Origin of the sequence: Cutibacterium acnes, assembly GCF_003030305.1 — a bacterium.
In the GTDB taxonomy this organism is placed as follows: domain Bacteria; phylum Actinomycetota; class Actinomycetes; order Propionibacteriales; family Propionibacteriaceae; genus Cutibacterium; species Cutibacterium acnes.
Genome location: NZ_CP023676.1, coordinates 1,570,163 through 1,590,900, shown reverse-complemented (window position 1 = coordinate 1,590,900; position 20,738 = coordinate 1,570,163). Strand labels below are relative to the sequence as shown.

The 20,738-nt window shown below is 59.8% G+C and carries 20 protein-coding genes and 1 pseudogene; 14 read left to right on the top strand and 7 right to left on the bottom strand.

Features of this window, described 5'->3' with window-relative positions; translation table 11 throughout:
• Positions 1 to 23 precede the first annotated feature (23 nt).
• The gene (gene rbfA, locus CPA42_RS08070) at positions 24 to 455 is read left to right on the top strand and encodes a 30S ribosome-binding factor RbfA (RefSeq protein WP_002516965.1); all 432 of its coding nucleotides are present in this window, start codon (positions 24 to 26) and stop codon (positions 453 to 455) included.
• A gap of 63 nt (positions 456 to 518) precedes the next feature.
• Here the strand turns inward: rbfA and CPA42_RS08065 are convergent, their stop codons facing one another.
• From CPA42_RS08065 to CPA42_RS08035, 7 genes are all read right to left on the bottom strand, one after another.
• The gene (locus CPA42_RS08065; RefSeq protein WP_002520231.1) at positions 519 to 1,892 is read right to left on the bottom strand and encodes a sn-glycerol-1-phosphate dehydrogenase; all 1,374 of its coding nucleotides are present in this window, start codon (positions 1,890 to 1,892) and stop codon (positions 519 to 521) included.
• 2 nt (positions 1,893 to 1,894) lie between these two features.
• A complete protein-coding gene (locus tag CPA42_RS08060) occupies positions 1,895 to 2,194 on the bottom strand; it encodes an HPr family phosphocarrier protein (RefSeq protein WP_002516918.1) in 300 nt (99 codons plus the stop codon).
• Complete coding sequence (locus CPA42_RS08055) at positions 2,191 to 2,559, bottom strand: PTS glucitol/sorbitol transporter subunit IIA (RefSeq protein ID WP_002514296.1); 369 nt, start codon at positions 2,557 to 2,559, stop codon at positions 2,191 to 2,193. Before CPA42_RS08055 ends, CPA42_RS08060 begins: the two co-directional genes overlap by 4 nt.
• Positions 2,560 to 2,586: 27 nt before the next feature.
• Positions 2,587 to 3,636 (bottom strand): PTS glucitol/sorbitol transporter subunit IIB, encoded by a 1,050-nt coding sequence (gene srlE, locus CPA42_RS08050; protein ID WP_002516877.1) that lies wholly within the window; start codon positions 3,634 to 3,636, stop codon positions 2,587 to 2,589.
• Between the two features lies 1 nt (position 3,637).
• The gene (srlA, locus tag CPA42_RS08045) at positions 3,638 to 4,216 is read right to left on the bottom strand and encodes a PTS glucitol/sorbitol transporter subunit IIC (RefSeq protein ID WP_002516917.1); all 579 of its coding nucleotides are present in this window, start codon (positions 4,214 to 4,216) and stop codon (positions 3,638 to 3,640) included.
• Between the two features lie 83 nt (positions 4,217 to 4,299).
• Positions 4,300 to 4,806: a transcriptional regulator GutM gene (locus tag CPA42_RS08040; protein WP_002519303.1), complete on the bottom strand. Its 507-nt coding sequence runs from the start codon at positions 4,804 to 4,806 to the stop codon at positions 4,300 to 4,302.
• Complete coding sequence (locus CPA42_RS08035; protein WP_002518383.1) at positions 4,803 to 6,725, bottom strand: BglG family transcription antiterminator; 1,923 nt, start codon at positions 6,723 to 6,725, stop codon at positions 4,803 to 4,805. Before CPA42_RS08035 ends, CPA42_RS08040 begins: the two co-directional genes overlap by 4 nt.
• Before the next feature lie 815 nt (positions 6,726 to 7,540).
• On the opposite strand from CPA42_RS08035, the pseudogene CPA42_RS08030 reads away from it, so the two are divergent.
• The 13 genes and pseudogenes from CPA42_RS08030 to CPA42_RS12745 all read left to right on the top strand — a co-directional run bounded on the left by CPA42_RS08030 (position 7,541) and on the right by CPA42_RS12745 (position 20,567).
• Positions 7,541 to 7,788, top strand: a pseudogene (locus CPA42_RS08030) (hypothetical protein).
• A 19-nt stretch (positions 7,789 to 7,807) separates the two neighbouring features.
• Positions 7,808 to 8,155 (top strand): cupin domain-containing protein, encoded by a 348-nt coding sequence (locus CPA42_RS08025; RefSeq protein ID WP_002519306.1) that lies wholly within the window; start codon positions 7,808 to 7,810, stop codon positions 8,153 to 8,155.
• Between the two features lie 52 nt (positions 8,156 to 8,207).
• Positions 8,208 to 9,095 (top strand): tRNA pseudouridine(55) synthase TruB, encoded by an 888-nt coding sequence (gene truB, locus CPA42_RS08020; RefSeq protein WP_002516896.1) that lies wholly within the window; start codon positions 8,208 to 8,210, stop codon positions 9,093 to 9,095.
• Positions 9,096 to 9,414: 319 nt separating this feature from the next.
• Positions 9,415 to 10,734 (top strand): quaternary amine ABC transporter ATP-binding protein, encoded by a 1,320-nt coding sequence (locus CPA42_RS08015; protein WP_002519307.1) that lies wholly within the window; start codon positions 9,415 to 9,417, stop codon positions 10,732 to 10,734.
• Between the two features lie 5 nt (positions 10,735 to 10,739).
• The gene (locus CPA42_RS08010; protein ID WP_002516879.1) at positions 10,740 to 11,606 is read left to right on the top strand and encodes an ABC transporter permease; all 867 of its coding nucleotides are present in this window, start codon (positions 10,740 to 10,742) and stop codon (positions 11,604 to 11,606) included.
• A 42-nt stretch (positions 11,607 to 11,648) separates the two neighbouring features.
• Positions 11,649 to 12,656 carry a glycine betaine ABC transporter substrate-binding protein gene (locus tag CPA42_RS08005; protein WP_002516964.1) on the top strand — a complete coding sequence of 336 codons (1,008 nt, stop codon included), beginning with the start codon at positions 11,649 to 11,651 and terminating at the stop codon, positions 12,654 to 12,656.
• Between the two features lie 37 nt (positions 12,657 to 12,693).
• Positions 12,694 to 13,704, top strand: a complete 1,011-nt coding sequence (locus tag CPA42_RS08000; protein ID WP_002519309.1) for a bifunctional riboflavin kinase/FAD synthetase — start codon at positions 12,694 to 12,696, stop codon at positions 13,702 to 13,704.
• A 239-nt stretch (positions 13,705 to 13,943) separates the two neighbouring features.
• Positions 13,944 to 14,207 (top strand): 30S ribosomal protein S15, encoded by a 264-nt coding sequence (gene rpsO / locus CPA42_RS07995; protein ID WP_002514283.1) that lies wholly within the window; start codon positions 13,944 to 13,946, stop codon positions 14,205 to 14,207.
• A gap of 320 nt (positions 14,208 to 14,527) precedes the next feature.
• Positions 14,528 to 16,729 carry a polyribonucleotide nucleotidyltransferase gene (locus CPA42_RS07985; protein ID WP_002516891.1) on the top strand — a complete coding sequence of 734 codons (2,202 nt, stop codon included), beginning with the start codon at positions 14,528 to 14,530 and terminating at the stop codon, positions 16,727 to 16,729.
• A 166-nt stretch (positions 16,730 to 16,895) separates the two neighbouring features.
• Positions 16,896 to 17,636: a 4-hydroxy-tetrahydrodipicolinate reductase gene (gene dapB, locus CPA42_RS07980; RefSeq protein ID WP_002516882.1), complete on the top strand. Its 741-nt coding sequence runs from the start codon at positions 16,896 to 16,898 to the stop codon at positions 17,634 to 17,636.
• Positions 17,637 to 17,652: 16 nt separating this feature from the next.
• Complete coding sequence (locus tag CPA42_RS07975; RefSeq protein ID WP_002519310.1) at positions 17,653 to 18,468, top strand: LmeA family phospholipid-binding protein; 816 nt, start codon at positions 17,653 to 17,655, stop codon at positions 18,466 to 18,468.
• Between the two features lie 53 nt (positions 18,469 to 18,521).
• Positions 18,522 to 20,315, top strand: coding sequence for a pyruvate dehydrogenase (locus CPA42_RS07970; RefSeq protein ID WP_002519311.1), 1,794 nt, complete (start codon positions 18,522 to 18,524; stop codon positions 20,313 to 20,315).
• A 99-nt stretch (positions 20,316 to 20,414) separates the two neighbouring features.
• On the top strand, positions 20,415 to 20,567 hold the full coding sequence (locus tag CPA42_RS12745; protein ID WP_002519312.1) for a hypothetical protein: 153 nt from the start codon (positions 20,415 to 20,417) through the stop codon (positions 20,565 to 20,567).
• The last annotated feature ends 171 nt before the right edge of the window (positions 20,568 to 20,738 follow it).

Here is a 20,738-nt window from a genome sequence, read left to right as displayed (position 1 = left end):
GACACCGATGGCGAGGAGAGATCATGAACACACCGAATCCGCGTGTCGCCAAGTTAGCCGATCAGATCCGAGTCGTGGTGGCCGAGACCCTTGAGCGTCGTGTTAAGGATCCCCGCCTGGGCTTCGTGACGATCACCGATGTGCGTCTGACCGGGGACTCCCGTGACGCCACTTTGTTCTGGACCGCGATGGGTACCGACAAGGAGATCGCCGGAACGGAAGCGGCACTTGAGTCGGCGAAGGGGATGCTGCGTTCCACCGTCGGCAAGAGACTCAAGCTGCGCTACGCCCCGACCCTGACCTTCGTGCGTGATGCCACTCCTGAGACCGCCAAGTCGATCGAGGACGCCTTGGCACGAGCTGCCGCTTCTGATGCCGAGATCGCTCGACGCTCCCAAGGTGCTATGCCTGCCGGTGAGGCTGATCCCTACCGTCATAGCGACGAGGAGGAGTGATAACTCCTGACGACATGGCGTGGCCCCGGACATGAGTCCGAGGTCAGCGTTGTGCCGGAGCAATTAGGTCCACAGTCCGTCCGGGGCGAACACCTCCTCGACGAGTTCCTCGTACCACCCCGCCTCACGTGCCAGGTCCAGGACGGTGTAGCGGGAGCGGTAGTACATAGCCTTGGGGAAGGTTGCCCGCACGTCGGCGGCGGTCAGTCCAATGTCCTCGGGACGGGACGGGGCCCCGGCCCGACGGAGCTGGTCGGCGAACACGCGGGCCCTCACTAGCTGTTTCTCAAGGGCTGCTCGGGTCTCGTGCCATCGGTCAACGACCCGATTGAGACGGGCTCGCAGCCCGTCGGCGTCAACGTATTTGACCTTTGTCTCCTTGACGGCGTGGTCGGCCAGTGCACCCTCAAAGGTTGAGCGGATGTCGGACTCCACCGTCCGCCAGTCGGGCCATGCTGCGACTGCCGCGTCGATGTCGAGCCTGGAGAGGTCTCGGTCGAGGAACTTCTCGTAGAAGGCGAGCATGGCGAGGGTCCCGATGGCGACCTTGTGCCCGTGGGACAGTGGTGGGTTGCGGTCGGCACCCACGTGGGCCAGCTCCCAGATGTGGCTGAAGTAGTGTTCGGCCCCGGATGCTGGACGAGTGCCGTCATAAACCTGCATTGCCAGGCCTGACAGGATGAGACCTTCCACGAGTCCGGAGAATGCTTCCGGATCGCCGCGACGCAGGTCGTCGGGACGTGATAGGGCATCCCGGACGCCGCTCTGGACGAGGGCCCACACATGCTGGTCGAGTGGCTCTATCCCGGCGGCGTCAGCGATGATCCAGTCTGCACCACCGGGAATCTTGGCAGCCAAATCGCCATATCCGGATGCTGTCATGACCTGCGGTGCGGCGGCGGTGATGTCCAAGTCGAAAATGACAACTTGCGGTGCTACGCACTGCATCGTCACTTTGACCCCGTTGTCGCTGATGGGCGCCCCGGCCCCCGTATAGCCGTCCATGGAGGCTGCAGTTCCGACGACGGCGTAACGCCGTCCCACGTCCTTGGCGGCCAGTTTCGTCAGGTCGTTGATAGTTCCTGACCCGACCGCGATCGGGACGACTGCCGAACCGGTCTCGGCGTCCAGGGTGCGTAGCCGGTCGGCGATGGTGTGGGCGTTGTCTAAGGAGGCGTACAGGCAAGGCTCGGCAGGGAAGACCAGCGGGTCGCAGGCGACCACTCCGGCCGAGCGTAAGCCGGCGTCGACGGCCTTCCCTGCCACTGCCCAGGTGCGTTCGTCGGCAACGACAAGGGCGGGCAGGTTGTGGCCCCTGGCGCGGCACATGTGCTCAGCCAGGACGTTTCCGGCACGATCGAGGACTCCCCGTCCCATTTCCACGACGTCGGTGTCCCCGGCGCCCGCGACGGCTGCCGCGATGATCTCGTCACTCATGGTCAATCGTTCCCTTCGTCTGATGCAGTATGTGGTGCGGGGTCGTTTGTGGAGGACGTGAGGAATGTCGCGACTTCGTGCAGTGCTTCGACCTCGTCAGGGCCATCGGCCAGGATCTCGACGACGGCGTCCTCGCGGACGTCCAATCTCAGCAGGTCCGCTAGCCGGGTAAGACTGGCCGTCCCGCGTGAGGATCGCAGGAAAACACTGGCCGAGTGGCCGGAGGCCAGTAGTACGGCGTGTGCGGCCACCCTGGCATGGATCCCGGCAGGGTGGCCTATTGTCACCTCGGTGCGGATCATGCTGACTCGATGAGGATTGTGCTGCCGGCCTGCGGTCTGGGCAGCTCACCGCCACAGCGTACGTGGAGGGCCCCCTCGAGCCGTGGCTCGTCGGCGCCGTCGAAGACGAGGGTGACGTGTCCTAAGGAGTCGAGGTTGCGCTGTGCGAGGGCACCAATTGCTGTGATGGGGAAGCGGTGCTCGCCGATGGCGAGGACGTCGCCGACACCGATGGTGCCGCTCGAGGTCGCCTCAGGTAGGGCGTAACAGAAGTCGCGAAGTTCGTCAGGTGCCTTACCCCCGAATGTGACAAGCATTTTCTCGCTGAGAAAGGACTCGGCCTGCGAGCCGACGGCGCAGATCTGATTGCGATAGATGACAGACATTGATGTTCTCCGGATCAGGTTTGAGTGTCAGGATGCGTACAGGCCGATGCTGCACAGCCAGGCGATGGCGACTCGTGGGACGCCGTTAAGGAATCGCGAGTACAAGACGCTGGGGACGCCAACCTCGACTGTTTCCGGGGCAGCCTCAGCTAGTCCTAGGCCGACCGGGATGAAGTCGCAGGCGTTCTGGGTGTTAATGGCGAACAGCGCTGGAAGGGCCAAGCTGGGATGGATGTTGTGCTTGCCGATCTCCACGCCGATGAGAGTTCCGATGATCTGACCGATGACGGCTCCTGGGCCGAGCAGGGGCGACAGGAAGGGCAGCGAGCAGATGAGGCCAAGGACGATGAGCCCGATGCCGTTGCCGGCTAGCGGGATGAGAAGTTTGGTGAGCCAGGTACCGAATCCGGAGGCGTTGATGATGCCGATAAGCATGGCTACGAACCCCATGAAGGGGATGATGGTGGTCAGCATGGCCTGCACCGCGTCTCGAGCGGCTTGGTAGAACACCGAGATGACCTTGCCGGCGCCCAGGCCGATCTTGTCCATGACGGTCTTGTTCTTCTTCTCGGCGACGACTTCGGAAATCTTCTTGTCAGTGCTCCATTCCCCCTGGACGGTGCCTGCTGTTCCGGCTTTTGACCGTGGCGCGGCAGCGGCGGCTATAGCGGGGGAGGTGACAGTGGCGGAGGATGTAGGTGAGTCGGCCAACCGGACCTGGTCGACGTCGACGGCGGAGACGTAGATCGACTCGTTGATGTATTGGGCCAGCGGACCGCTCTTACCGGTTGGCATGACGTTGATAGTCGGGATTCCCTTGCGAGGGTAGATTCCGCACCTTAGGGTCCCCCCGCAGTCGATGATGACGGCCATCATCTCCTCGTCGGGGATGGAGGTGCTAAACCCATTGACCGGTTCGGCACCAGACAGCTCGGCGATGCGATCAACGACCGGGGGCCGGACGCCTCCGCCGACGATGTAGACGAGCTTGTGTTTAGCCTCGGTAGGGGTGATGGTGAGGGGGCCGCCGTAGCCGCCGGAGCCATGGGAAACGGTGACGGAGCGGTACTCGGTCATCTCAGGCCTCCACAAGGGTGTCGACGTGGACGATCTTCCCGTCCATGGTGTCGGGGAGGATGACCTTCTGCTGCCTGCTCACGTATCTGGTAGTTAAGTCGGTCACCCAGCCACCGACGAAGTTGAGGACGAGGCCAACGAGCAGGTAGCGGATCGCCAGCGGTCCGGTCGGTAGTCCAGCCTTCGTGATGCCCTGGGCGATGCCGAGCCAGATAAATAGTTCGACAGGATTGATGTGTGGGAAGATCCCGTTGCTGGTGTGGCAGAACTGGGCCGCCGAAGCGAAGTAGCTCGGCTTGTAGCGCTCCGGGAGGAATCGGCCCAGGGAGTGCACCATCGGGTTGCACAGCATGAATGAGCCGATGAAGGGGAGCAGAAGATAGCGGCTGACGGGATTGTTTCCGGCTTTTTGGGCGAGGCGGTTGATTCGGTCCTCACCAATGAGGCGGATGAGCGAGTTCATGGCGATGAGGAGCATAAGCACCAGGGGCACGATGCTTCCCATCCAGCTCACGAATGTCTTCGCACCTTCTTGGAACAGGCCGACGAACCATTCAGCGGCCTTCACCAGGTAGTGCATGGTCAACTCCTTCGTGTGTGGTGGCGTTCGGGATGGCCCCGGCTGCGGAAGCACCGGGGGAGAATTGTGTTGAGCGGAGCCGTTCAGTCGACGGCGGTGAGCCCACGTCTGCGGACGACGTGCCGGGTGTCAGCCGCAGGTCGTTCACGGGTGTGTCCTACCTTGGCGTCGACTCGGTTGATGACCTTCATAAGCGGGGTCGGGGGCTCGACCGGGATCTCGCCGGCCCGGGCTGTGAGGAAGTTGTCACGGGCGTTGGCGATGGCGCGTCGCGTTCCTCGATCAGTTCGCACATATGCAGGGTCGATCTCTTCGAGAGGCAACCCGTCGAAGACCGGGAAGTCCCTGAACCTGGCCAGAACGGTGATGCCGTTCATACGACGGCCCGCGACGACACGGTCCCTATCGTCGAGCAGGAACATAACGATGGCGCCCCGACTCAGCGCGTTCTTCTGTTTGCCGATGGCGACTTTCCCGCGTTTGCGCAGCAGTGTGTAGGTCGTGGAGAAATTCCTCATCTGGCGCATGGCTAGGGTGGCATTGCACACATAGATGATTGCGACGGTGGCAAGAACGGGCCAGAACATCATCTCTCCTCGGGGCAGACGGGATTGCAGGGGCGGGAGGCCATGAGCCAGAAGACGTCTTCATAACTGGTGAGCTGGCTTAGCCGGTTGAGCAGGTCTGGGTCGTTGGTCAGGCGGATGATCTCGTCGTAGACGGTGACGAGGATGGTGTCGTCGTAGTCGGCTTTGTCGGGAACACCCATAAGGAAAACGACTCGGGCACCGGGCTGCTCTGGGCGGCGCGGAATGGTCGCCATCGCCAGCACGATGCGTTCGGCCCCTGGGATGGTGGCGTGGGGAAATCCGACGAGACCGTCGAGTAGCATGGTCGCTTCGTTCTCTCGAGCCCGCAGTGTGGCCAGGAAGGACTCGTCGACCAGACCCTGGTCGATTAAGTAGGCTACGAGGGCCTCGGTCGCCGACCAGTAATCGGTTCCCGCTGGCATGGCCATGAAACGGTCGGGGGAGAGCATCGACATCAGTAATGACGAATTGGCCCCGGTGAGCTGAAGGTCGACGTGACCACGCAGGTTTAGCCTTGACATCCGGCTGATGAGTTCGGCGGGATCGAAGACCTGGCCGAGTTGAATGACTGGAACGTCGCCGACGGCAAGGGTCGTGATGTCGACATCGGGGGTGGCGACGACGAGATCCGTTCTGGCCAGCGTCGACTCGTCTGCCTCGTCGCCGGTCAGCATGAGGTACTTGGTGCCGTGGGGGAGCACTTTGTCGAGCTGGATCCGCATGAGGTGGGCTGAGACCCGTCCGGTCGCTGTGACGATCGCCAGCCTGAGGTAGGGGCAGGCACGGTGGGAGTCGAGGAATACTTGGTGATAGCCCGTCAGTAGTCCGGTTTCGGAGTCACTGATCCGCATACCGGTGCGTTCCTCGATGACGTCGCGGCTGATCTCGGCCATCCGATGGGCCACCGGGTACTGATAGCGAATGCTGCGCACCGACTCCTCGTCGATCGTGACGCGAAAACGTATCCGGTTGAGCATGAACGTGAGGTGGTGGGCGAACTCGTCAGCAAGCTCGTCGGCGTCCAGATGGATCTGCATGATCTCGGCGATACGTTCAAAGATGGCGTCGACGAGGCCGGGAACCTCCTCGTCAGCGGGGAAGAGCTGACGACCCTGCGCACTGTCGGGGGTGCGCATTCCGGCGACTGACATGGCGAGGAAGAGCTCCTCCTCGATTGGGAAGGTGGTCGAAACGAGATCTTCAGCTTCGGTGAGAAGTTTGGAAGCAATGCGGTGAGCGGGGGTGTTGCGAAGACGTTGGTACTCCTCGGACATCGCGTCTAGTGGGTGGCCGGTGAGGGTCCGATCGAGTAGAACGGTGAGCCAGCGACGCACATAATGACGTGATGGCTTGGACAGGTGAGCCTGCCCGGTGATCCGGGAAACGACGGCGACGATATCGTCGTCGATAGGGTACTCGTCGACGAGTTCGGCGGGGTAGAGGGTTAGTTCGGCCAGACGCAGATCGAGTTCCTCGGCGGCGAGGCTGAAACCCTGGTTGGAACGCCCCTCGATGCGTACTCCGAGGGGTTTCAGGGCTTCACGCAATCGGGCGATGTCGGCCAGGACGGTTGTTCGGGAGGTGCAGACGATGTCGGCCAGGTCGTCCGAGGTCACCGGGTGTTTGGCAGACAGCAGGACTCCGAACTCCTGTGCGCGGCGATGACGTGGGTCGTTGAGGGAGTCCGTGGCGCGGACCAGACGACTGCGGATTTGGCTGTATTCCTGTGGGTCGAGAATGTAGAGGCGGTAACGGCCGCCGGTGGGACGTACGGACGCCGCAGGGGCCAGCATCCGGTTGAGCGTGTTGATGGCGTTGGTGATGGTACGGGGGCTGACCTGCAGACGTTCTGCCAGCGCTTCGGCGGAGGCTGTCAGCGATGTCTCCAGTTGCCTGAGGATCCACATTTCTCGGTCCATGAGATCACCTCCTTGTGCTCGACCTCGTTGGTTGGCATGAAGTTAACACCGCACCTGCGCCCTGGTCTTGCGGCATTGTGCGTGCTTCTTTCCGATTTTTGGAAAGGCGGTGGTGCGATGAGCCGCTCTATACGGTTGCGGTACACACTCGCGTACCGTTCGTCAGGTAGAGGAGGACCTACCACCCTAATACCGGTCTTGATCCTTCCAGTACGACGTTGCAGCATGCCTGTGGTCATCGATTTCTTTGAGGTCGGTTGGTCGAGTCGACGCACCATAGAAGCCGTGCGGCTGTCGATAGTTATCAGGCCCAGGATTGTGCATTACGACGCCCGATTCAGACTATTCTTCTTGGGTATTCTGATTACGCTACATCTCTGATTATTGCTTTTATTAGCAGACTTTTCTTCGTTGGGTTTGGTTCAATAGCTATGTGCAATCGGTTGCACAGGGTGAGGGCTTACATACGGTGCTGGTCCCATACAACCGGATGGCAAGGCTCGTACATGATCCCTGTGTAATCTCGTGCATGGACGCTGTGCATTGAGGTGCGATCGTGCCCAGAAGGTCAGGACTCAGATTGCGAGACGGATAGGTGATTGATGCGAGAGCAGATCTTGTAAGTATTTCCGCTGGGTGTTTGTTCGGTTGCACCCCTCTGAGGTAACGATCAAATTAGCATCGAATCGACCAACAACCACTTGGGGTACCGTTGCGACATCTACGCCGCTATGACGCCTCTACCGGATTGGCCTCGCTCCACCGACTGCTCGCTGCGCTAGGTGGATTGATGCTGTTACCGGAGTAGTCCTTCCGTGTTCGACGCCCGTTGCGCAGTTGGTGAGTCGAATCGAAACGCATTGTTGACGTCAGTGAGAAGCCCCTCGTCGATTATCGTTCTACATGGTGGTGGATAACGTGCCTCGGCTTCGCTGGTTTCGACGACGGTGCCGATCACGAAGGTAAGGCGATCCTGATATGGTGCGTGAGTGTCTTGACGATGCGGGGCTTCTTCGCCCGCAACCATCGTGCCGGGACCGTGCTCGCTGCGGGTGGATCATAATGATCACTCCGCCACAGCAATGACCATGAAGGGATACCCCATGACGGAAACGAACAACCTCGGGTTCATCGAAAACCTCGCCGCCCAGATTGATTACTCTGACGGGTCAACTGTTTCCAAAACTGTCATGCGAGCCGAGGGGGTGAACATCGTCCTGTTCTCCTTTGCTGCCGGAGAGGAGCTGTCGGAGCACACTGCCGCGATGCCCGTCATCGTCGAGGCTCTTGAAGGTCAGCTCGAAATCACTGCCGAGGGGCGCACCGTGACTCTGAACCCTGGGGGCATAGTGCACTTCACAACACGCCTGCCCCACGCGGTCAGGGCAGTTGAGGCCTCGAAAATGGCCCTGTACATGATCACCGCGTGACTTTGGGCAGACCAGCTTGTTGAAGCCCTCCTGAGTCGGGATACTGGCTCCGATGGATACTCTCCAGTCTGGCGTCCTCGTCGTTGACAAACCTGCCGGCGTCACGTCTCACCAGGTGGTTGGGCGGGTGCGGCGCCTCATGGGTACTCGCAAGGTCGGCCACGCTGGAACTCTTGACCCGATGGCCAGCGGCGTCCTCGTCGTTGGGGTCAATCGCGCGACTCGCCTGTTGGGTCACTTGTCTCTGCATGATAAGGACTACACCGCCACCGTGAGGCTAGGGGTGGGCACTGTCACCGATGACGCCGAGGGGGACGTCACTGTGACCACCGACGCTTCCGCAATCGACGACAGGGCCATTCACGCCGCTATGGTGCGTCAGACAGGAGAGATCCAACAGGTTCCCGCTGCCGTCAGCGCGATCAAGGTTAACGGCCGTCGGGCCTACGCCAAGGTGCGTGCTGGTGAGGACGTCGTCCTACGGCCGCGCGCTGTCACCGTTTCTCGGTTTGAGGCTATTGCTATTCGACGTCACGGTCAGGTAATTGACGTCGACGTCGAGGCTACGTGCTCCTCGGGAACCTACGTGCGGGCGCTGGCTCGTGACGTCGGTGCGGATCTTGGAGTCGGGGGACATCTCACCGCCCTGCGTCGTACTCGCGTCGGCCCGTTCGATCTCACCGCTGCCTGTGTAGATATTTTCGCGCAGGACGCCGTCACACCCACCCCGATGACAATGGCTGAGGCCGCTGCACTCAGTTTCCCCGTTGTTCACGTCACTGCGGACCAAGCAGCTGCTATCCGGGTGGGTCGACGTCTAAGTTTCACGGTGCCGGCGGAAGTGACCGCAATAATTGCGGAAACTGGTGAATTGTTGGCCCTATATCGTCCGGATGACGAGAAAGATGGCCAGAGTCGCGCAATATGTGTGCTGGTGTGACGACGCCGTCACACCACTTTGGATAGAGCGCGCCATGATACGCTCAACTGCATAGTCATGGTCGAAGTAATCTTTGGCGCGCCGGGCGATATTACTCACACATAGACGCGTATTTCTAGCATTGTTGTAAACATTTCATAACAATTCGTATTGTTATGAATAAGAATATTCGAATTTGCATACATAGATATAGCGTGATACCATCAAATGGTTGATTTGCGCCGATGTCGGCCCGCCATTTCGGTGATCGATGTCGCCGTGACGTGAGGCCGTGGCGTTTTGTGTCGCCTGGGTTATTTCCAAATCGTCCATACGAAAGGTGCCGTACGACGTGGATTTAGTTCGAGCATCCCACCTGTACAAGGTTTTCGGTAAAAATGAGCGACAAGTAATCGAAAGACTCAAGGCAGGGGAGTCTCGAGAAGAACTCGCCTCTCTCGGCACCGCGGCTGTCATCGACGTGAGCTTTGAGGTCGCTAAGGGGGAGACCTTCGTCGTCATGGGACTGTCGGGATCCGGAAAGTCCACCCTCATTAGGATGATTAATGGGCTGTGGTCCCCATCTGAGGGTACCGTTGAGGTTGCCGGCAAGGTCGTTTCTGACATGAATGACGCTCAGTTACGGGCGCTGCGTCGCGACCACGTCTCGATGGTTTTTCAGCACTTCGCACTACTTCCTCATCTTACTGTGCGTGAAAATGCGGCCTACGGGCTGAAGTTGCAAGGCAAGCTCAAGCAGAAGGAACGCCTTGAGAAGGCCAACGAGTGGCTGAACACTGTCGGTCTTAATGGGTGGGGAGACAAGTATCCTCATCAGCTTTCCGGTGGCATGCAGCAGCGAGTTGGTCTGGCTCGTGCACTCGCAGCCGAGACCGACATCCTGCTCATGGATGAGGCTTCTTCGGCCCTTGATCCGCTTATTCGTCGCGAAATGCAGGATCAGCTTCTCGAGCTGCAGGGCGCTCTCAATAAGACCATCATCTTCATTACCCACGACCTCAATGAGGCCATGTACCTGGGCGATCACATCGCCGTGATGCGCAATGGTCGTGTCGCCCAGATCGGTACTTCCGATGAGATCCTTACTCAACCCGCTGACGACTACGTTGCGGACTTTGTTCAGGACGTCGACCGCAGCCGAGTGCTCACCGCGTCAGCCGTCATGCGTCCCACTGAGGCTGTTGTCTCTCGGTCGGCAGAACCTCGACGAGTTCAGCGGATCCTGGACCAGCGCGAGTGGGCTGGCGTCTTCGTTGTCGATGAGCATCGTCGTTTGCTTGGCACGGTCGGCGATCAAGAGGTCATCGAGGCTGCTCGCCGCGGAGATCGCAGTATTGCTGACGCGGTGGAAACTAGCGGCATCCTCACGGCGCGGACCGACACTCCGTTGTCCGAGCTCTTCGCTCCGACCAGCAACGCCAGGGTGCCGTTGGCCGTTGTCGACGAGGACTTCCACCTCATGGGTGTCATCTCTCGGGTGACCCTGCTCGACGCGATGTCACGAGCTCGCGACGAGGCAGGAGAGGGATCTGTCATGTCCTTGGAGAACACCGGAAAGCTTCCCATTATCAGGGATACCGGTAACCCGGTCGGTCTTCCGCCGGCTGACCAAATTGCGACGATCGAGAAGGAGGCCTGATCGCCATGGGCTTCAATTTCGCTAACCCTCGAATTCCGCTCGGTAGCTGGATCGAGACCTTCTTTGACTGGTTCCAGAACGCCTTTGACTGGCTCATCACGTTCACAAACGTTGTCATCGGTGGCATGTACCACGGTCTCAATCTGGTGCTGTCCAAACCGTTATACCTAGTCATGATGGTGGTCTTTGCCGCTATCGGTTGGGCCTGCGCCAACTGGAGAGTGGGCCTGTTTGCCCTCATCGGTTTCTATCTGGTGAGATCCATGGACCAGTGGAACAACACCATGCAAACCCTCGCTTTAGTGGTGGTTGCGGTCATCCTGGCCCTTATCCTGGCAATCCCATTGGGTATCTGGGCGGCCAAGTCGAAGCGATTCTCGGCCATCATCAAACCGATCCTCGACTTTATGCAAACGATGCCTTCTTTGGCATACCTGGTTCCGGTCATCGTGCTCTTCGGTATTGGACAGGTGCCCGGTGCCATCGCGACCATCATCTTCGCGCTGCCGCCGGGAGTGCGGTTCACCGAGCTGGGCATCCGTGGAGTCGACACTGAGACCGTTGAGGCCGGCGCCGCATTCGGTGCTAGCCCCCGTCACATCCTGTGGCGTATTCAGATGCCGCTAGCTATGCCGACGGTGATGGCCGGTGTTAACCAGGTCATCATGCTGGCCCTGTCCATGGTTGTGCTCTCGGGCATGGTCGGTGCTGGTGGCCTCGGCGGTGACGTCGTCGCAGCCCTGTCTCAAGTTGATATTGGTCTAGGCATGGAGGCTGGCTTGGCGGTGGTTATCGTCGCTGTATACCTAGACCGCATCACCAACGGACTAGCCAATCGCACTCCGCTCGCCCGGGCGCAGCGGGCGAGCTGAGTCAATGCACATGAACACGAGGAAGTACCGATGAGCAGAAGCATGGTTCGACGCAAGGTCATCGCCGTGGCATCCGCCCTGACGGTCGGGGCCCTGGCTCTATCTGGGTGTGGTGCCACTAACAGTGGAAACGGGGAATCCGGTGGCTCCGACGTCGGTTCTGACAACGTCAACACGAAGTGGGCCGATTGCACCCCTGGTCATGGGTCGAAGGACACCACTTCCATGAAGGCCGACGGCAAGAAGGACATCACCATTGGTGCCTTCAACGGTTGGGATGAGTCCTTCGCGACTGCCGGGATTATGAAGAACGTCCTGGAGAAGGACGGATACAAGGTGACGATCAAGGGCTTCGACGCTGGCCCAGGCTATGCCGGACTTGTCGCCGGGGATATCGACCTCCTTACTGACGGCTGGCTGCCGGTGACTCATGCCGATTACGTAAAGCGGTATGGCGACAAGATGGAGAACCTTGGCTGTTGGTACGACAACGCCAAATTGACTATTGCGGTCAATAAGGATTCCAAGGCCCGTACTATCGGGGACCTCAAAACCATGGGCGATGAGTACGACAATACTTTGTATGGGATTGAGGCTGGTGCTGGTTTGACCAAGGCGACCAAGGACTCGGCCATCCCGAAATATGGGTTGAAGAATCTCAACTTCAAGATTTCATCAACCCCGGCCATGCTGGCCCAACTTAAGAAATCCACCAGCGCTGGTCAGGACATCGCAGTGACCCTGTGGCGCCCGCACTGGGCCTACGGTGCCTTCCCGGTCCGCGACTTGAAGGATCCCAAGAAGGCTATGGGCAATGCTGAGGTGATCTACAGTTTCGGCCGTCCGGGCTTTGAGCAGGACTTTCCGAAGGTGGCCCAGTTGGTGCGCAATATGGCCTTTGACGACAACAAGCTTTCCGATCTCGAGGACACTATGTTCTCTGCGGACAAGTACGGTGGCAAGAACCAGGAAAAGGCCGTCGAAGAATGGATCTCACGTAACAACGACTGGGTTGACAAGTTCAAGACTGGCCAACTCGCCGAGAAGTAAGTCAGACATCGATACGGGCCGCCCGTGCGGCAGCCCGTTGCCGACCACGGTATTCAGTCTCCTGGCTGTCGCTGCCCTTTACGGATTGGGTGAGGGAAGCACGCTCGGTCGGATTCGGGTTCAACCGGATTCGCACCATAGACTGCTCAACGTGTCTGTTCCCGAGGAATCGTCGACTGTAGTCATCGGAAACTTCGATGGTGTGCATCGAGGCCACCAGGCCCTGGTTCAAGAGGCTAAGAGGCTGGATCCGGACGGCTACGTCGTCGTCGTCACTTTCTGGCCCCATCCGCTGACCGTTGTGGCTCCTGATCAGGCCCCGGCCTTGCTGTGCTCGCTGGAGCGACGGATCGAGTGGCTCAAGGATGCCGGCGCCAGCGAAGTGCGCGTAGTCAATTTCACTACCGAGATTGCCAGTTGGGCTCCTGCGGCGTTTGTTGAGCGGGTGCTCGGACCCTTACAGCCCAGGCATGTGCTGGTGGGTCAGAATTTCCGCTTTGGACGTCACGCGGTAGGTACGCCAGATGCTTTGGCCGAACACGGCTGCTTCCAGGTGCACGCCATGGACCTCGTGGCTATCTCGGGGGTGACGGTATCGTCAACCCGGGTACGCGAGGTCGTCGCTGCAGGTAAGGTCACCGAGGCAGCAGAACTGCTGGGCAGGCCCTTCGAGGTTGGTGGGGTTGTCGTCATGGGTGACCAGCGTGGACGTGAACTCGGATTCCCGACGGCCAACCTCGTGGTGCCCCAGGACCGCGCTGTTCCCGCCGACGGTGTGTACGCCGGATGGTTGGAGCCCACCAGCGGTCCGGACGCTGGCCGTCGACTTCCATCGGCAATTTCGGTGGGCACCAATCCGACTTTCGATGGGGTCGAGCGTCGCGTCGAGACCTACGTCATTGATCGTGATGACCTGGAGCTGTACGGGGTGGACATCACGGTGACCTTCGCTGAGAGGCTGCGCGGCCAGATCAAGTTCGATGGGATTGAGCCATTGATCTCTCAGATGGCCGACGATGTCGAGACAGCCAAGCGAGTTTTGTCCTGAGGGGTGCGGCCTGGGCGGGTCCGGTTCTCTTGGGGCGTCAGTTGAGCCCGCTGAGCGTGGAATTTCTTTGGGGGCTTCTCCTCGGTCGGCAATATCTCATCTCGCATCAGGATTCGCGCCTAATGGGCAGAGTTGATATTCTCTCCCAGTTGCCGTCAGAACGGCCGCGGCCTTGGAAGAGTCTCCTGCAGTAAGAGCGTCGGGGACGCCGCGCAACGGACAGAAAGGGACCTACTGAGATGGATGCTGCCGAGAAAAAGAAGATCATTGAAGAGTACGCGACCCATCCTGGAGACACGGGTTCCCCCGATGTTCAGGTTGCCATCCTCACCAAGCGCATTGCCGAGCTCACTGAGCATCTTAAGGTTCATAAGGGCGATCACCATTCTCGTCGTGGCCTGATGCTTATGGTTGGTCAGCGTCGCCGGTTGCTCAATTACATCGCGAAGAATGATATTGAGCACTACCGTGAGTTGATCGCTCGTCTGGGTCTGCGCCGCTGAGCGCTCTAGATCATATGTGACGGGGTGTCCTTACGGGCGCCCCGTTCGCTATGTTCGCACGATGCGCGGGTCTCGTCTGAACCCGCGATGGTCACCGCGTGCATCGCGGCAATTCGTGGGATTGGTCGCTGATGCCGTAGACTCATAACCACACTAAGAATCACTGTAACCGTCGACTGCCTCCCCATGACACATGGGTCCTCGGTAGTGGCCACCGGGGCGCGATCCCGGCGGCTTCGATCGAAGACCGGTGTGGTCTCTAAAGGGGCGCCTTGTGGAGCGCCTGCGGGCGGTGGTCGGCCCTGCGAAAGGATATCCCTGTGGAGGGACCTGGACTCGAGTTCACCGAGGCCATTATCGATAACGGCAAGCTTGGTAAGCATGTCGTCCGTTTTGAGGCGGGACTGCTGGCTCAGCAGGCGGATGGATCCGCCGCCGTCTACCTTGATGGTGACACTATGCTGCTGTCGGCCACTACGGCCGCTAAAACTCCTCGCGATTCCATCGACTTTTTCCCGCTGACGGTCGACGTCGAGGAGCGCATGTATGCCGCCGGGCGTATCCCCGGCTCCTTTTTCCGCCGTGAGGGACGTCCGTCCGAGGGTGCCATCCTCGCCTGCCGCCTCATTGACCGCCCGCTGCGTCCGTCCTTCGTTAAGGGACTGCGTAACGAGGTCCAGGTCGTCGTCACTGTCATGGCTCTCAACCCGGCCGTTTACTACGACGTCGTCGCCATCAATGCCGCCTCGATGTCCACCCAGCTTGCTGGTCTGCCCTTCTCCGGGCCGATTGGTGGCGTCCGGATGGCTCTCATCGACGACCAGTGGGTGTGCTTCCCTTCCGTCGATCAGCGTAAGGAGTCGACCTTCGATATGGTCGTCGCTGGTCGTGTGCTAGCCGACGGCGACGTTGCCATCATGATGGTTGAGGCAGAGTCGACCCCGGCTACTTGGGGCCTCGTGCGCGGCGGGCGCACCGCTCCGACGGAGGAAGTCGTCGCTACCGGTCTGGAGGCCGCCAAGCCTTTCATCAAGGTGCTGTGTGACGCTCAGGTCGCTCTGGCTGCCAAGCTGCCTAAGGAGACCTACGACTTCCCGGTTTTCAAGGACTACGAGGATGACGTCTACGCTGCCGTCGAGGAGAAGGCTGCTGACGAGCTCTCCCGCATCGAGCAGATTGCTGCGAAGTTGGAGCGTCAGGAGGCTGAGTCCGAGCTCAAGGCCCGCATCAAGGCCGAGCTCGCTGAGACGTTCCCGGAACGCGAGGCTGAGATTTCCGGAGCGTTCAAGGCCGTCATGAAAAAGATCGTCCGCAAGCGCGTCCTTGACGAGGGCGTGCGAATCGACGGTCGTGGACCGCGTGATATCCGCTCCCTGTCGGCTGAGGTCGGCATTATTCCGCGGGTCCACGGTTCAGCCCTGTTCCAGCGCGGCGAGACCCAGATTCTGGGCGTGTCGACTCTCAACATGCTCGATATGGAGCAAAAGCTTGACACCCTCTCCCCGGAAAACACCCGGCGGTACATGCACAACTACAACATGCCGCCGTACTCCACCGGTGAAACCGGCCGTGTTGGTTCCCCGAAGCGTCGCGAGATTGGTCACGGTAACCTCGCCGAGCGGGCCCTCATTCCGGTGTTGCCGACCCGCGAGGAGTTCCCCTACGCCATCCGCGAGGTTTCCGAGGCTATTGGCTCTAATGGTTCGACCTCGATGGGGTCGGTTTGCGCCTCCACCCTCGCCTTGCTCAATGCCGGTGTGCCGCTGCGCGCCTCGGTCGCTGGAATCGCCATGGGCCTCATGAGCGAGACTGACGAGGACGGCAAGACCAAGTACCTGGCTCTCACCGACATCCTCGGTGCTGAGGACGCCCTCGGCGACATGGACTTTAAGGTGGCCGGTACTAGCGAGTTCGTCACTGCACTGCAGCTGGACACCAAGCTCGACGGGATCCCTGCCGACGTGCTCGCCGGTGCTCTCAAGCAGGCTAAGGAGGCTCGCACCGCGATCCTTGAGGTGATGAACGAGGCCATCGATTCTCCCGATGAAATGGCCCCGACTGCTCCGCGCATCATTACCGTTCACATCCCAGTGGACAAGATCGGTGAGGTCATCGGCCCCAAGGGCAAGATGATTAACCAGATTCAGGACGACACTGGCGCCAATATCTCTATTGAGGACGATGGCACGATTTTCATCGGGGCTGATAACGGAGATTCGGCCGAGTCTGCCCGTTCGATGATTAACGCGATCGCTAACCCACAGATGCCCGAGGTCGGTGAGCGTTACCTCGGCACCGTCGTCAAGACGACGAGCTTTGGCGCTTTCGTCTCTTTGCTGCCCGGCAAGGATGGTCTGTTGCACATCTCCAAGATGCGTGACCTTAACGACGGTAAACGCGTCGAGGCCGTCGAGGACGTGCTGTCGGTCGGTCAGAAGATCCAGGTGGAGATCGCCGAGGTCGATGACCGTGGCAAGCTCTCCTTGGTGCTGGCTTCCGACGAAGACGACGCTGATGAGTGAGTCGTAACTCTCACTGAGGGAGTTGACGTTTGCGGGCTGCCCCGGCATTGTGCTGGGGCAGCCCGTTCGTTGCGCATGGATTGAACATGGCCCAGGAACGTCAGCTTTGCTAGGTAGTCTGGTTCGGGCGCCAGGAGAGGTGCCGTCGTCAGGAAGGAAGGTCCAGATGATTAAGGTCGCTGTGTTCGGAGCCAAGGGACGTATGGGAACTGCGGTGTGCCAGGCCGTCGAGGAAGCTGAGGACACCGAGCTTGTTGCGGCTGTTGATAGCGGTGGCGACCGTTCCGACGCTTCGGGAGCCGACGTCATCGTCGACTTCACCACTCCGGACGCCGTTATGGATAACCTGTCATGGGCGATTTCCCATGACATTAACACTGTCGTCGGCACGACTGGGTTTGACGATGAGCGGTATCAGGTTCTGCGCGACCAGCTCGCCGACCATCCGAATATCGGCTGCTTGGTGGCCCCGAACTTTTCTATCGGCGCTGTCCTCATGATGCACTTCGCCGAGCAGGCCGCAAGGTTCTACGAGTCTGCGGAGATCGTCGAGCTGCATCACCCCAATAAGGTTGACGCGCCTTCCGGTACTGCCCGCACAACCGCGACCAAGATTGCCGCAGCGCGTCAAGAGGCCGGTTTGGGAGAGGTCCCGGACGCAACGAAGAGTCAGCTCAACGGAGCCCGTGGAGCTGTCGTTGAGGGGGTTCACGTCCATAGCGTGCGTCTACGCGGTCTCGTCGCCCACCAGGAGGTGCTATTCGGAGCTGAGGGAGAGACTCTCACGATCCGACACGATTCCATGGACCGAGTCTCCTTCATGTCGGGTGTCCTGACGGGGGTTCGCGGAGTCCTGGATCGTCCTGGTCTGACTGTTGGTATTGAAGGGTTGCTGGGACTTGAATGAGCGTCCTACGTTCTCGATGACGCCAAGCGAGCCGACTCAGGTACTTCCGCCGAGGCCACGGACCGGTTCTGACACGGTGGTGACGGTCGACCGTGACCGCCGCCGCCATCGCTTTATTAAGTGGCTGATTGCCATTGTCGTCGTTGCGTTGCTTGCGATCGCAGCAATGATTGTCGATCAGACATTTCGGGCGAGAGCTGAAAAGGACATTGCAACGACTATTGCGACGTCCGTGGGAGCCGATGCCTCGACGATTGGGGTGATGATTCACAACCGTCCTTTCCTCAAAGCGCTAGTCACTGACGAGTTGCAAGGGCTTGATGCGACCATTCCGAAGGCGACTGTGGCCAGAGACGACACCACGGTGACCTTCCATGACGTTGACGTTCATGCCAATGGAATTCGGCACGTCCGGGAGAAATCCCAGACAGTGGCCGAGACGATGTCAGCCTCTGGCCGTGTTGACTGGTCTGAGCTGTCGCGGTTGGCGGGTGCAAAAATCACCTATAACGACGACGCCGGGGAAACCGGCAGGGTGACGATCGTGCGGGAGATGTCGGTATTGGGAGCTCGGGTAGACGTCAGTATTACCGCCGTACCCGGGGTCGAGGCCACGTCTCGGCGGGTGACCTTGAGTAGTCCGTCGGCGAGCCTCGATGACATCCCAATCCCTGACGTGTTGCTCAAACCGATCCTAGAAGGGATTACCTCACGGTTTACTCTTCCTAATCTGGGAAATCTGCATTATGAATCCCTTAAAGCGACGCCACAAGGTCTCGACTTCTCTCTGGTTGGCACCGAAGTGAAACTGTCTGACCTCACGGGACGGTGATCCGCTTCGCGCGAAGAGTGAGGTGAGACTAGGACGATAAGTCGTATGCTGGTATGCGGCCGGTCGGCCGCTTGTCCCATGTCGTCAGTACTGCGGAGGTCCCTTTCATGAATGTTGCCGAACAGCTCGTCCAACAGCTCCTCGATGCGGGGGTGCGGCGGATCTACGGCATCGTCGGTGACTCCCTCAACCCGGTCGTCGATGCGGTTCGTAAGACGGGCGGCTCCGTCAAGGGCGGCATTGATTGGGTGCACGTCCGTCACGAGGAGGCCGCGGCCTTCGCAGCCGCTGCAGAGGCGACCTTGACCGGTGAGCTCGCGGTATGTGCGGGCTCCTGCGGGCCGGGCAACCTGCACCTCATCAATGGTCTGTTCGATGCCTACCGTTCCCAAGTCCCGGTGTTGGCTATCGCATCTCACGTTCCTAGCGTCCAGATCGGCATGAGCTACTTCCAGGAGACTCACCCGGACCGTCTGTTTGTGGAGTGCTCCGACTACTGTGAGCTGGTTTCTACCCCGGAGCAGGCTCCGCGCGTCATGAATTCGGCCATCCGCCATGCCGTTGCTGGTAGCACCGTCTCCGTTATCACCCTTCCCGGCGACATTTCCGACAAGAAGGCTGCAGCGCCCTCCCCGGTTTTCATCCCGAGTCGTCGGCCGACTATCGAGCCGAACCCGGAGGACGTCCGTCAACTGGTCAAGCTGCTTAACGACGTCAGGAAAGTCGCCATCTTTGCCGGCGCGGGTGTCGAGGGCGCTCACGATGAGGTCCTTGCTCTGGCCGACAAGCTCAAGGCCCCTATCGGCCACTCCCTGCGTGGTAAGGACTTCATCCAATACGACAACCCCTTTGACGTCGGTATGACCGGCTTGCTGGGCTACGGTGCTGCTGCCGAGGGCATGAATGACGCCGATGTTCTCATCCTGCTAGGAACCGATTTCCCCTACAACCAGTTCCTCCCTGATACCCTCACTGTCCAGGTTGAGAACCGTCCAGAGAAGCTAGGACGTCGTACTGACGTGTCCTTCCCGATCCATGCCGATGTTAAAGCCCTTTGCGACGCCGTCACCCCGCTGCTGAAACAGCATGATGACAAATTCCTTAAGGCCGCAGTTAAGCGCCACGCCAAGATTATGAAGGCCCCGGTCGGCTCGTACACTCGCAATGTCGAGCACATGAAGCCGATCCACCCCGAGTACGTCGCGCACGTCCTCAATGAAGTAGCTGACCGTGATGCCATCTTCACTGCCGATACTGGTATGTGCAATGTGTGGACGGCTCGTTATATCGATCCCCTTGGCACCCGCCGTCTTATCGGATCCTTCCTGCATGGATCGATGGCCAATGCCCTGCCGCACGCCATTGGCGCCCAGGCTTCCCACCCCGGGCGTCAGGTTATTTCGGTGTCCGGTGACGGCGGCCTCTCGATGCTCCTTGGAGAACTCGTGACAGCGCGTATGCTCAACTTGCCGATCAAGGTGGTTGCCTTCAATAACTCCACTCTCGGCATGGTCAAACTGGAGATGCTCGTGAATGGGTTACCTGACTTCGGTACCGACGTCCACGACGTCGACTATGCAGGTCTCGCCAAAGCGATTGGGTTTCACGCCGAGCGGGTTGATGACCCACGCAACATTCGCCGTGCCCTAACGGATGCTATGGATTTTGACGGTCCAGCCCTAGTCGAGGTGATCACTGACCCCAACGCCTTGTCCCTGCCGCCTGAGATCAAGGGCGAGCAGATGATCGGGTTTGCCACCGCCATGAGCAAGATTGTGCTCAATCGTGGTGCTGGTGAGGCGGTGTCGATGGCCACGTCCAATATGAGGAACATTCCCCGCTTCTGACCGTCGCGACTCGGTGGGGCCGTCACCGCAAGGTGGCGGCTCCTCGTCGATTCATGGGACGTGATCCGGGAGACGTATCGGCCCAGCTGAATCACATGTGTGGCTCCGAGCGCCTTTGCCGTCGTGGGAGGATTCATTACCTTCGTCGTCGAGGAGGGACTCGATATTGTCGGCGATAGTTCCCGGGATGACGGATTGCTGGGTAGTCAGGACAAGGCGTCCTGCCCGGTTGGTCTGGGACGACATCCATAAGCCCCGCCAGAAGATGTCGCCGTTGGCGCGACTTTAGCAATGCCAATACTGCCTAGCGGCGATACTTTTGTTGTTGGCATGCCCAATCCACCCCAATAAAGACCTTACTGTCACCAGGCCGATCTGTGGCGAGCTCGAGCATGGCGGGTACTAGTACTGTCGTCGTCTACC